The 12,268-nt window shown below is 70.0% G+C and carries 11 protein-coding genes; 8 read left to right on the top strand and 3 right to left on the bottom strand.

From position 1 onward, the window contains the following. Positions 1–38 precede the first annotated feature (38 nt). Positions 39–590, bottom strand: coding sequence for a TetR/AcrR family transcriptional regulator (locus AORI_RS49575; protein WP_016332107.1), 552 nt, complete (start codon positions 588–590; stop codon positions 39–41). 52 nt (positions 591–642) lie between these two features. Between AORI_RS49575 and AORI_RS49570 the strand changes: the two genes are divergently transcribed. Beyond that, complete coding sequence (locus tag AORI_RS49570; protein ID WP_016332106.1) at positions 643–1,191, top strand: hypothetical protein; 549 nt, start codon at positions 643–645, stop codon at positions 1,189–1,191. On the opposite strand, the gene AORI_RS49565 is transcribed toward AORI_RS49570, so the two are convergent. Beyond that, entirely contained in the window at positions 1,171–3,936 is a 2,766-nt protein-coding gene (locus AORI_RS49565) for an FAD-binding and (Fe-S)-binding domain-containing protein (protein WP_016332105.1), read from the bottom strand. The two genes, AORI_RS49570 and AORI_RS49565, sit on opposite strands and share 21 nt — an antisense overlap. 94 nt (positions 3,937–4,030) lie before the next feature. On the opposite strand from AORI_RS49565, the gene AORI_RS49560 reads away from it, so the two are divergent. The 7 genes from AORI_RS49560 to AORI_RS49530 all read left to right on the top strand — a co-directional run bounded on the left by AORI_RS49560 (position 4,031) and on the right by AORI_RS49530 (position 11,245). Beyond that, positions 4,031–5,206, top strand: coding sequence for a GAF domain-containing sensor histidine kinase (locus tag AORI_RS49560; protein WP_016332104.1), 1,176 nt, complete (start codon positions 4,031–4,033; stop codon positions 5,204–5,206). Next, positions 5,191–5,817 (top strand): response regulator, encoded by a 627-nt coding sequence (locus tag AORI_RS49555; RefSeq protein ID WP_038517767.1) that lies wholly within the window; start codon positions 5,191–5,193, stop codon positions 5,815–5,817. The genes AORI_RS49560 and AORI_RS49555 overlap by 16 nt, the downstream gene beginning before the upstream one ends. 573 nt (positions 5,818–6,390) lie before the next feature. Continuing rightward, a complete protein-coding gene (locus tag AORI_RS49550; RefSeq protein ID WP_043848629.1) occupies positions 6,391–7,200 on the top strand; it encodes an ABC transporter ATP-binding protein in 810 nt (269 codons plus the stop codon). Further along, positions 7,197–7,973, top strand: a complete 777-nt coding sequence (locus AORI_RS49545; protein WP_016332101.1) for an ABC transporter ATP-binding protein — start codon at positions 7,197–7,199, stop codon at positions 7,971–7,973. The genes AORI_RS49550 and AORI_RS49545 overlap by 4 nt, the downstream gene beginning before the upstream one ends. Further along, positions 7,970–8,848 carry a branched-chain amino acid ABC transporter permease gene (locus AORI_RS49540; RefSeq protein ID WP_016332100.1) on the top strand — a complete coding sequence of 293 codons (879 nt, stop codon included), beginning with the start codon at positions 7,970–7,972 and terminating at the stop codon, positions 8,846–8,848. Before AORI_RS49545 ends, AORI_RS49540 begins: the two co-directional genes overlap by 4 nt. After that, complete coding sequence (locus tag AORI_RS49535) at positions 8,841–9,998, top strand: branched-chain amino acid ABC transporter permease (protein WP_016332099.1); 1,158 nt, start codon at positions 8,841–8,843, stop codon at positions 9,996–9,998. Before AORI_RS49540 ends, AORI_RS49535 begins: the two co-directional genes overlap by 8 nt. Beyond that, positions 9,995–11,245: an ABC transporter substrate-binding protein gene (locus tag AORI_RS49530; protein WP_016332098.1), complete on the top strand. Its 1,251-nt coding sequence runs from the start codon at positions 9,995–9,997 to the stop codon at positions 11,243–11,245. Before AORI_RS49535 ends, AORI_RS49530 begins: the two co-directional genes overlap by 4 nt. Here the strand turns inward: AORI_RS49530 and AORI_RS49525 are convergent. Continuing rightward, entirely contained in the window at positions 11,187–12,245 is a 1,059-nt protein-coding gene (locus AORI_RS49525) for a Glu/Leu/Phe/Val dehydrogenase dimerization domain-containing protein (RefSeq protein ID WP_043847961.1), read from the bottom strand. The two genes, AORI_RS49530 and AORI_RS49525, sit on opposite strands and share 59 nt — an antisense overlap. Positions 12,246–12,268 lie beyond the last annotated feature (23 nt).

Raw genomic sequence — 12,268 nt, 5'->3', positions numbered from 1 at the left:
GATGATGAGCGGCGCGGCGTGCGGCCGGAAGGCCCTTCTCACCAGGTGATAACCCCGCGCAGGAAGTCCAGATAGGCCGGGCGTTCCGTATCGGCCAGCAGGGTGCCGCCACTCGCCCGCTGCGCCTGGATCAACCCGACGAACGCCGTGTACGCCAGCAAAGCGCGATGGCGGGCCTCGGTTTCCGGGCAGTCCATCTCACGGAAGCACCGGACGATGAACTCGACGCGCCGCGCGGTGACGTCGGCGAGCAGCGGGCCGATCACGGGGTCGCCGGCGTGCGCGAGCAAGGCCAGCTCCTCCCGCTCGTCCTTCGACCCGAAGACGACTTCGAAGAGTTCACGCAGCCTCTCGGCCGGATCCGATATCCCGTCCAGCAACGTGATCAGCGCCTCGGTGTGCTGTTCGGCCCATCGGCGCACGGCGGCCTCGACCAGCGCGTCCCGGTTCGCGAAATGCCAGTAGAAACTGCCTTTCGTCGCCCCGAGTTTCGCCGCGATGGGCTCGACAGCGATCGCGCCGACGCCGCCTTCGCACAGCGCTTCGAGCGCCGCGTCCGCCCAATCCTCCCGCGCGAGCTTCCGTTTCACGCGACATACGCTACCGTATGGAAAACCATACGGCACCGTACGGGAGGCGGACATGCCCTTCGGATCACCCGCGAACTGGGGCGCGACCACGGAAGAACGCCGCCGCGCGCAGCCGGCGGACACCCTGCTCGACGGCCCGATCGCGCGCTTCGACCGCGCGGTCACCGTGCGGGCGCCCGCCGCGCTCGCGTACCGCTGGCTCTGCCAGATCTCGGTCGCGCCCTACAGCTACGACCTGCTCGACAACCGGGGCCGCCGCAGCCCCGGCAGCCTCACCCCCGGTGCCGACGAACTCGCCCCCGGGGACACGCTGATCGTGTTCAAGCTGACCGAGGTGCGGCGGGGCCACAGCCTCACTGGACGGACCTTCGCCGAATCCGAGAAGGTGTTCGGCCCGGTGGCCGCCACGTACTCGGTCGAACCGATCGACGAGCGGTCGTGCCGCATGCTGTGCCGCATCGTCGTGACCTCGAAGGGGCTGCGCGGGCGCCTCAAGGAGTTCCTGCTCGGCTGGGGCGACCTGATCATGATGCGGAAACAGTTGCTTACGTTGAAGAAGTACGCCGAGCGGGACGCCCGGCTAGGGCAGCGCGCGCCTTAACAACTCCGCCAGGTGCACGGCCCGCCGCCCGTCGAGCTGCTCGATCTGCGTCCGGCAGCTGAAGCCGTCCGCGACCACCTCGGTGCCCTCGGCCGCGGCGCGGATCGCGGGCAGCATGCGGTCTTCGGCGCAGGCGACCGAAACGTCGTAGTGCCCGCGTTCGAAGCCGAAGTTGCCCGCCAGTCCACAGCAGCCGGAGTCCATTGTGGAATTGTGGATACCCGCGGCGCGCATGGCGGCCTCGTCGGCGTCGAAGCCGAGCACGGCGTGCTGGTGGCAATGCACCTGGCTGAGCGTCTCGACGTCCAGCGAACGGAATTCCAACGGCGAATCCTCGACGAGTTCCGCGAAGGTCCTGGTCCGTTCGGCGAGCAGTTCCGCGACCGGGTCACCGGGGAGCAGCGCCGGGAGGTCGCCGCGGAACAGCGCCGTGCAACTCGGCTCCAGCCCGGCCACGAGGTACCCTGACCGCAGGTACGGTTCGAGCACGGAAAGCGTGTGGCGCAACACTTTCTTCGCCACGTCGAGCTGTCCGGTCGACACCCAGGTGAGGCCGCAGCAGACGCCGCGATCGGGCAGGACGACGTCGTAACCCGCGGCGGTGAGCACCTCGGCCGCGGCGTCGAGGACGTCCGGCGTGAGGTAGTTGTTGAACGAGTCGGGCCATAGCACCACGGGCCGTGAGCCGGTCGCCCAGCGCTTGAGATCCGTACGCCGCCGGGTGAACGGCGCCTTCGCGAACGTCGGCAGATCCCGTTCCGGCGCGATCCCGCCGAACTTCTTCAGCAGCCCGGAGAACCGGCGCGCCATGGTGTTCGCCAGCCGGGGCGCGAGCGACGCCGCGCGCAGCCACGCCGGCAGCCAGCCCATCGAATAGTGCGAAGCCGGGCGGATCCGTCCTTTGTGGTGCTGGTGCAGGAATTCCGCCTTGTACGTCGCCATGTCGACATCGACCGGGCAGTCGGACAGGCACCCCTTGCACGACAGGCAGAGATCCAGCGCCTCGGCGACCTCCTCCGAGCGCCAGCCGTCGGTGATCAGTTCGCCGTTCACCATCTCGGCGAGCAGATGCGCGCGGCCCCGCGTCGAATGCTTCTCCTCGCGCGTGGCGCGGTAGCTTGGGCACATGACGCCCGCCCCGGTGGTGTTGCGGCATTTCCCGACACCGACGCAACGCCGCATCGCCTGCCCGAAGCTCCCCCGGTCCTCCGGATACGCGAGCGCGGTGACGTCTTCGAGTTCCAGCGGCGCGCGGCGGACGCGGAGATCGGCGTCGACCGGCCTGGGGTTCACCAGGATGCCGGGGTTCATCATGCCCGCCGGATCGAAGATCCCCTTGAACCGCGCGAAAAGCGCGAGGATCTCGGGACTGTACATCCGGGACAGCAGCTCCGAACGCGCCTGGCCGTCGCCGTGCTCCCCCGACAGCGAGCCGCCGTGCGCGGCGACCAGGTCCGCCGCCTCTTCGAGGAACGACCGGAATCCGGCGATCCCTTGCGGTGAAAGCAGATCGAAGTCCAGCCGCAGGTGCAGACAGCCCTCGCCGTAGTGCCCGTAGACGACGCTCTTGCGCCCGTGCTCGCGCATGAGCCGCTTGAACTCCCGCAGGTACGCGCCCAGCCGCTCGGGCGGCACGGCCGCGTCTTCCCAGCCGGGCCAGGCTTCCGCTCCCCCGGCCAGCCGGGTCGCGAGACCGGCGCCCTCCTCCCGGATCCGCCACAGCCGCTTCTGCGCAGCCACGTCGTCGAGCAGTGCGGATCCGGTCAGCGCGCCGCGGAGCCCGTCGATCAGCCCGCGCGCCTGGTCCGGGTCCGCCATCTCGACGAACAACCAGGCGCCACCGGGCGGCAGGCCGTCGGCGCGACCGGGCTCCAGCAGCGCGACGAGATCGGCGTCGACGCCTTCGACGGTCAGCGGCGACCACGGCAGGATCGCGGGGACCGCGTCGGCCGCGGCGATGTCGGATTCGAAGCCGAGCACCGCGAGCACCTTGCGCCGCGGGACCTCGGCGAGCGAGACCGTCGCCTCCAGCACGGTGACGCAGGTACCCTCGCTGCCGACCAGCGCCTTGGCGACGTCGAAACCGTTCTCCGGCAACAGGTGTTCCAGCCCGTAGCCGGAGACCCGCCTGCTGAACGAGGACAGCTCCGTCCGCAGCAACGCCAGGTTGTCGTGGACGAGCGCGCGAAGCTGCGAGAAGACCCTGCCCTCCGTGCCGGGCCTGGCCGCGCGTGCGTCCACTTCGGACGGTGAGGTCGGTCCGACGGTCAGCCGGGTGCCGTCGTAGAGCAGCACGTCCAGTTCGCGGACGACGTCGACCGTGCGGCCCCAGGCCACCGAATGCGAGCCGCAGGCGTTGTTGCCGATCATCCCGCCGATCGTGCACCGCGAATGCGTCGACGGATCGGGGCCGAACCGGAGCCCGTGCGGCGCGGCGAGCCGCTGGAGGTCGTCGAGGACGGTGCCCGGGGCGACCCTCGCCGTCCGTGCCGCCGGATCGAGGCCGAGGACCCCGCCGAAATGACGCGAAGTGTCGATCACGACGCCCGGCCCGCACGAGTTGCCCGCGACGCTGGTGCCGCCGCCGCGGGCGATCACCGGCAGCCCGGCCCGGCGGCAGGCGGCGACGGCCTCGATCACCTCGTCGGCGCTCCGCGGCAGCACCACGCCCTTCGGCACGTGCCGGTAGTTGGAGGCGTCGGTCGTGTACAGCGCCAGTGTCGCGGCGTCGGCCAGGATCTCCACGGGTCCATTCAAGACAACCGCGGGCGAGAACGCATCGGTGAACCTCTCCGGACGGGTGTGTCGGAAACCACGTCCGGTGTGCGATCGTGAGCGCGTGACGGCGAGACGGCACGCCGCTGAAGAGCTCGCCGCCGAGCACAGCGCGGTGCTCGGCGGGCTTCTTCGCGAGCGCGAAGAGCTGCTCGCGACCCTCGACCGGGTCGCGGCCCTCAACGGCACCGCGCGGCTGATCCGCGAGTCGATCGGCACGCATTCCGGCTTCGTCGCCGAGCTGGCCGGGCCCGAACAGGCGGTGATCCGCTGGATGTCGGGCACCCGCACCGACGCCCTGCAGGATCTCGCCGTGCCGATCGGCCAGGGCATCGGCGGGCGGGTGCTCGCGCTGGGCAGGCCCGTGCGGGTCAACGACTACGTCAGCTCGCCGAGCATCACCCACCAGTTCGACGCGCAGGTCCGCGGCGAGGGGCTCGCCGCGATGATCGCCGTCCCGATCGTCAGCGGGACCGAGACCGTCGCCATCGCGTACGCCGCCATGCGCGAGCGCCGCGACTTCGGCGACGACGCGGTCCAGTCCCTCGAGGACATCGCCACCGAGGCCGGCCGGGCGCTGAAACTGGCGTCGGTCGCCGAGGCCGACCGCGAGACCGCGCTGTCCGCCGAGCGGCTCCGCATGCAGAGCGCGCTGCACGATTCGGTCGGCGCGCTGCTGTTCTCCATCGGCGTCCAGGTGCGGAACCTGCACGAGGACATCAGCGACAACCCGGCGCTCGAATCGCGGCTGCGGCGGCTGGAGGGCGACGTGTCGGCCGCGTCGAGGGCGCTGCGCGAGTCGCTGCTCGCGTTGTCGGAGTCGAGCCCGGAACGCGCGCTGCCGGTGGAACTGGCCGAGCACTGCCGTTCGTTCCAGGCGCGCTGCGGTGTCCCGGCGCGGTTCGTGCAGCTCGCCCCGGTGCCGCGGCTGGACGCCGAACGCACCGGCCTGCTGGTGGCGGCCGTCCGGGAGGGCCTGCTCAACGTGGAGAAACACGCCGAGGCGCTGTCCGTCGTGGTCAGCCTGCTGCCCAGCGACGACGGCGTGCAGGTGGTCGTCGCCGACGACGGGACCGGACATCGTTCCGAAGAGGATGAGCCCGAGCCGGGGACCGGGATGGGGCTGCGCGCGCTCGCCGAACGCGCCGCGCGGCTCGGCGGCCGGGTCAGCCTGGTCCGCGACGACGACGATGGGTGCACGCTGCGCGCCTGGGTGCCGGAACCGTGCCGTCGCCGGTGACGGTCCTCGTCGTGGACGACCATCCGGTGGTCCGCGACGGGGTGAGCCTGCTGCTGCGTTACGACCCGGCGATGACGGTCGTCGGCTCGGCCGAGACCGGCCGGTCCGCGATCCGGCGGGCGGGTGAGCTGAAACCGGTGCTGATCCTGCTGGACCTGCGGCTGCCGGACATGCTCGCGCCCGAGGTCATCGCGGAACTCCGGCGCGTGCACCCGGCCGGGCGGATCGTGGTGTTCACCGCGCACGGCGACCATCAGGGCGTGCGGGCCGCGCTGGACTCCGGGGCGCACGGCTGCCTGCTCAAGGACGTCGCCGGGACGGATCTGGTGGCGGCGTTGCGGCAGGTGCTCAAGGGTGAGCGCGTCGTCGATCCGCGGATCTTCCCCGACGACGGCCAGCGGTCCGACGCGCTGGCCCGCAGCGGGCTGACGCGGCGCGAGTACGAGGTGCTGCGGTTGGCCGCGCAGGGCCAGACGAATCCGGAGATCGCGGAATCGACCGGGCTGGCGCGGAACACCGTCAAGACCTACCTGCAGTCCGCGCTGCACAAACTCGGCGCGCGGAACCGCGTCGAAGCCATCGGCAAGGCCTCCGAAGCCGGCCTCCTCTGACGCGGGCTGAAAGCTCCTTTCGCCGCGTCTGATGCGGCGAAAGGAGCCTTCGCCCCGGCCTCGGATATGGGGTCGTGAGTGGCGTTTCGGGTTCTAACCCGAAACGCCACTCACGACCACCGGTTTGGGTCCCTGAAGTACGTGAAGGTCGAGTTTCCTCGGCTGAGCCGAGGGAAGGGGGCCTTCACGGGCCACCGCGGTGATTGCTGTGGTTGCTGGTGCAGGTGAGCTGAAGGTGGCGATCCCTGAAGGTACTGAAGGCCTCCTTCACTACCTTCAGGGTAGGCAAGGAGGCCTTCACGAACCCGACCCGCGATCAGCCACGGCCTGACGCCGGAACACCCGAGTGCGGCCTCCAATCACGCGAGTCACGTCCCTGATCACGCGAGTGACGCCTCTGCTCACGCCGCGCCTGCGTTCCTAGTCCGACCAGTAGGTACCCAAGGCCCCTTCAGCGCCTGTGTCCGTTTTGTGTCCGGGTGGGTCTCCAAGTGGGGGTAACGCGACGGAGGGTGCCCACGCAGGATGACCGCCACCGATCGTGACTCGCGTCACACGAACGGAGGAGGCGGCTTGCTGAGTGTTCGTGATCTCCAGGTGCGGTACGGCCGATCGGTGGCCGCACTGCACGGGGTCGACCTCGACGTTTCACCTGATGGCGTGCTGGCCGTCCTCGGCAGCAACGGGGCCGGGAAGTCGACGCTGCTGCGCACCGTCTCCGGCACGCTGCGTATGCACCGCGGCTCGGTTTCCGCCGGCGAGGTGCGCTACGACGGCAAACCACTGACCAAATTGGACCCGGCCCGCATCGTCGGTCTCGGCGTGGTCGGCGTTCCCGAAGGCCGCCAGGTCTTCGCGCGGATGACGGTCGAGGAGAACCTGCGCGCCGGCGGGATCGGCGCCCGCTCCCCCGAGCAGCGCGCCGCCGCCCGCAAACGCGTCGACGAGCTCTTCCCGGTCCTGTCCGAACGCGCCAAACAGCGCGCCGGCCTGCTTTCCGGCGGCGAGCAGCAGATGCTCGCGATCGGCCGCGCGCTGATGTCCGGCCCGCGGCTGCTGCTGCTCGACGAACCTTCGCTCGGTCTCGCGCCGAAGATCGTCGAGCGGATCGGGGACATCATCCGCGAGATCCACGAGCAGGGCACCGCCGTGGTGCTGGTCGAGCAGAACGCCGTGATGGCGTTGCGCGTCGCCGACCACGCGATCGTCCTCGAAGTCGGCCGGGTCGCGCTGGCGGGCACGACGGCCGAACTCGCGGCGAGCGAGGAGGTCCAGCGGCTCTACCTCGGCGGTCACGCCGAATCGCAGGCCACCGCCGAGGCCGAAGCCGCCGACGCCCGCAAGCACCTCGCGGGCCGGAGCCTGTCGAGGTGGGCAGGATGACGCCGCCCGAGTTGCGCGTCGAGAACGTGACCCTGCGCTTCGGCGGGATCCGGGCGCTGGACGACGTCTCGTTCACCGTCGGCTCGGGCTCGCTGCACGCGCTCATCGGCCCGAACGGCGCCGGGAAGTCCAGCTGTTTCAACGTGATCAGCGGCCTCTACCGGGCCAACTCGGGCAGCGTCCGGCTCGGCGACACCGTCCTTTCCGGACTCCCGCCGCATCGGCTGGCCCGTCTCGGGGTCGGCCGGTCGTTCCAGAACGCCGCCCTCTCCCCCGGCTCGACCGTGCTCGACAACGTCATGCTCGGCCGTCACGCGCTGACCAAGGGCGGCTTCCTCGCCTGCGGCCTCCGTCTGCCGTGGACGGTCCGGGCCGAACGCCGCCATGCCGAACGGGTGCGGGAGATCTGCGACTTCCTCGGCATCGGCGCGCTGGTGGACCTCCCGGTCGGCGCGCTGCCCTACGGCGCGGTGAAACGCGTCGACCTCGCCCGCGCGCTCGCCGTCGAACCGGTCCTGCTGCTGCTCGACGAGCCCGCTGCGGGCATGAACGCGACCGAGACCGCCGAGCTGGCCGGGACGATCCGCGACGTCCGTGACGAGCTCGGCATCTCGATCCTGCTGGTGGAACACGACATGGGGTTGGTGATGGGCATCGCGGACCGGGTCACCGTCCTGGACTTCGGCAAGCGCATCGCCGACGGCACACCGGCCGAGGTCCAGTCGGATCCGGACGTGATCAAGGCATATCTCGGCACGGAGGCCACGGCGTGAACACATTCCTGCAACTCGTGGTGAACGGGCTCGGCAAGGGCGCGGTGTTCGCGTTGCTGGCGTTGGGTTTCGTGATCATCTTCAAGGCCACCGAGGTGGTCAACTTCGCGCACGGCTCGCTCGTGCTCTTCGGCGGTTACCTGGTCGTCGTGACCCGTGAAGCGCTCGGCTGGGTGGGTGCCTCGCTGGTCGGCATCGTCTCGGCGGGCCTGCTCGCCCTTCTGCTGGAACGGTTCCTGCTGTCCCGTTCGCGGCACGCCGACGCGAACAGCCTGGCGTTGCTGACCATCGGCGTCGACGTGATCGTCACCGAGGAGATCGTGCGGCGGCTCGGTGTCACGTTGCCGTTCCTCGGCGACGCCTGGGACGCGAAACCGTTCCAGCTCGGCGGGATCACGCTGTTCCGCACGCATCTGGTGGCGCTGGTCGTCGCCGCCGTGCTGATCACCGCGTTCACGCTGGCGTTCAAGTACTCGAACTGGGGCGTCGCGATGCGGGCCCAGGCCGAGAACCGCGAGGCCGCCGCGCTGATGGGCATCCGCAGTTCCCGGGTGACGGCGACCGCCTGGGTGGTCGCGGGCGTGCTCGCCGGGGTCGCGGTGCTCTTCATCGCCACGCAGGACTTCTCCGGCGCGGGGCTGTCCCGCGGCACGCACTCCATCGCGCTCGCGGCGTTCCCCGCGGCCATCCTCGGCGGGCTGGACTCGACCGCGGGCGCGGTGGTGGGCGGCCTGGTCGTCGGGCTGGTCGAGGCGCTTTCGGCGCAGTACGTGTCGTTCGACTTCTCCAAGAGCGCGGTCTTCCTGGTGATGCTCGTGGTCCTGGTGGTGCGGCCGTCGGGGTTGTTCGGGACGAGGGAGAGCACACGTGTCTGACACCGCCGTGAAAACCCCCGCCGCCGCACCGACGGCACCGCCCCCGAAACGCGATCGGGGACGCCTGCTCAAGGCGCTGGCCTGGGTCGCGCTGCTCGTGGTCCTGCTCGCGATCCCGCTGTACCTCGACGCCGCCTGGCTGAAGGCCGGGCAGTACATGATGATCGGCGGCGTCGGCGCGATCGGGCTGACGCTGCTGGTCGGGCAGGCCGGGCAGTTGTCGCTGGCGCACGCGTTCTTCCTGCTGGCGGGCGCGACCGGGTACACCGTCCTTTCGGGACCGGCCGACGACGAGCGCGTGTTCGGCCTCGGGCTCGACCCCGGGCTGTCGCTGGTCGGCGCGGTGGTCATCGCCGCGTTGCTGGGGCTGGCGTTCGCGCCGGTCTCCGGACGGCTGCGCGGGATCTACCTCGGGGTCGCCTCGCTTTCGCTGGTGTTCCTCGGGCTCTACTTCGGACAGTCGGCCGAAACGCTGACCGGCGGGACATCGACCGGGCGCACCCCGGAACCGTTCTCGTTGTTCGGCTTCCCGTTCACCAACGACGGTCCCGAGATCGAGCTGATGGGTGTGCCGATCCGGCAGGCGGAACGGCTCTGGTACCTGTTCCTGCTGCTGACCGTGCTCGCGTTCGTCGTGGCCAAGGCGGCGGTGCGCAGCCGGGTCGGCCGGTCGTGGCGGGCGGTGCGGGACAACGAGGCCGCCGCGTCCGTGATGGGCGTCAGCGTCACGCGCGCCAAGGCCGGCGCGTTCGCGGTCTCGTCGGCGTACGCGGGGCTCGCGGGCGCGATGACCGTGCTGTGGTTCGACATCCTCAAACCCGACGAGAGCGAATTCGGCACGTACGGGATCAACATCTCCATCGCCTTCCTGGCCATGGTGATCATCGGGGGACTCGGCTCGGTGCCCGGCGCGCTGGTGGGCGCGCTGATCGTCAACGGGCTGCCGCAGGTGCTTTCGCTGTACTCCGCCGATCTCGGCTGGTTCTCCGGAACCGGGGACGGCGCCTTGACCCCGATTTTGGTCAGTTCGTTCGTCTACGGCGCCGCGATCATCCTCGTGGTGCTCTTCGAACCGGGCGGACTCGCCGCGATCGGACGACGGATCACACCCGCCAGGAAACCTCATCTCCCGGAGGAGCAAGACAAATGAAGCGTACATATCCGGCCGTCGCGCTGGCGGCGGTCCTCGCCCTTTCGGCGTGCAGCACGAAAGCGGGCGACTCGGGGTCCTCGGGGGCGGACGGTTCGGGCGTCAAGGCCGGCAAAGGGGTGACCGCCTCGGAGATCACCCTCGGCGTGATGACCGACAAGACCGGGGTGTTCAAGAACCTCGGACTCGGCATCACGCAGGGGAACGAGTTGTGGGCCAAGGACTTCAACGCCGCGGGCGGGGTGTGCGGCCGTCAGGTCAAACTCGAGACCGTCGACCACGGCTACAAGGCGGACACGGCGAAGACGCTGTATCCGCAGATCGAGCCGAAGGTCCTCGGCTTCGTGCAGTTGCTCGGCTCGCCGGTGGTGGCCGCGCTGAAGCAGAACATCGCCTCGGACAAGACCGTCGCCGCGCCCGCGTCGTGGTCTTCGGAACTGCTCGACAACCAGTACGTGATGATCGTCGGGACGACGTACGACCTGGAGATCATCGACGGGCTGTCGTACTTCCAGGAAAAGGGCCTGGTGAAGGACGGCGACACGATCGGGCACGTCTACATCGACGGCGAGTACGGCAAGAACGGCCTGCGCGGCTCGCAGTACTACGCGAAGAAGCACAACCTGACTGTGAAGGAGGTCAAGATCACCTCCACCGACAACGACCTCACCAATATCGTCACCGGGCTCAAGGGCGACGGCGTCAAGGCCATCGTCCTGACCACTTCCCCGGCGCAGACCGGTTCCGCGCTCGCGGCGAACAAGGCGCTCGGGCTCGACGTGCCCGTGCTCGGCAACAACCCGGTTTTCGACCCCGTGCTGCTGAAGAGCCCCGCTGCGAACGCGCTGGACAAGCTGACGATCGTCGCCAGCAGCGTCCCGTTCTCCGCCGACATCCCCAAGGCCAAGGAAGTCGCCACGAAGTACAAGGCGGCGTACAAGGAGACCCCGAACGGCGGGATCCCCTACGGCTACGCGGTCGGCGAGGTGTGGGGCGCGGTGCTCAAGAAGGCCTGCGAGAACAAGGACCTCACCCGTGAGGGCATCGCCGCGGCACTGAAGCAGACGACGTCGGCGAGCACGGGCGACCTCGTGGCGGCGCTGGACTTCTCGAAGGCGGGCACCCCGGCGACGCGTCAGGTGTACGCGGCGACACCGGACGCGTCGGCCGAGGGCGGGGTCCGCTACGTCAAGCCGCTGTTCGAGGCTCCCGAGGCGAAGGAGTACGTGGCCCCGCACCAGAAGTGAGTCTCGTTTCGGCGAGCGCGTCCGCTTCGGCCAACGGTGTGGTGCCGTTGGCCGAAGCGGCGTCGAGGATCTCTTGCGTGGTGTCCTCCAGGGTTTCGACGCGGGCGATCGCCTGTTCGTGTGTGAGGTTTTGGGCTTCCCTGCCGAGCGTGTAGACCACTCCCCCGGCGCTCGCGACGAAGTCCGGGATCCACAGGACTCCCTTCGCGGCGAGATCGGCCGCCACCGTGTCCTCGGTGAGCTGGTTGTTGGCCGGGCCGACGACCAGCGGCGCGTTGACCTTGGTGCCCGGGCCGAACACGCCACCGACCGCGGCCGGGATCAGGACGTCGGCCTCGATGCCGAGCACTTCTTCCGGCAGGGCCAGGGTCAGGCCTTGTTCGCGGGCCGCGGCGAGGCGTCGTTCGTCCACATCGGACACGACGACCTCGGCACCCTGCCCGGCCAGGTCCGTGGCCAGGTGGGCGCCGACCGAGCCGTATCCGCTGACGACCACTTTGCGGCCTGCCATGCCGTCGTCACCGAAGACGGCCCGCGCGCCCGCTCGCAGGGCGGCGAGCACGCCGACGGCGGTCGGACCGCTCGAAGAACCGGTGCCGCCGTGCTCCTCGGGCAGGCAGAAGACGTGCGGGGTCCGCTCACTCAGCACGAGCATGTCCTCCGGACCGGTTCCGACGTCGGGCCCGGCGAGATACGCACCGTCGAGTGACGCGATGAGGTCGGCGTGGTCGAGCAGGATCTCGCGCCTCAGCTCCGCGGACGGCACGCCGTCGAGCGCGACGACGCTCTTGCCGCCGCCGAAGTCCAAGCCCGCGACCGCGCATTTGCGGGTCATCGCCGCGGACAACCGCAGAACGTCGTCGATCGCGTCGTGGACGCGTGGATAGATCTTGAACCGGCAGCCGCCGACGGCCGGGCCGAGCGTGCTGGAATGCACGGCCACCGTCGTCGTCACCCCGGACCGGCGCCCCCGCCGGACGACCAGCTCCTGTACGGACATCTGGCTCCCCTTCTCGCATTTAG

The sequence above is a fragment of the Amycolatopsis keratiniphila genome (assembly GCF_000400635.2).
Lineage (GTDB): Bacteria > Actinomycetota > Actinomycetes > Mycobacteriales > Pseudonocardiaceae > Amycolatopsis > Amycolatopsis keratiniphila.
The sequence above is the reverse complement of the archived record's forward strand: the minus strand, read 5'-3'. Positions and strand labels throughout refer to the sequence as shown.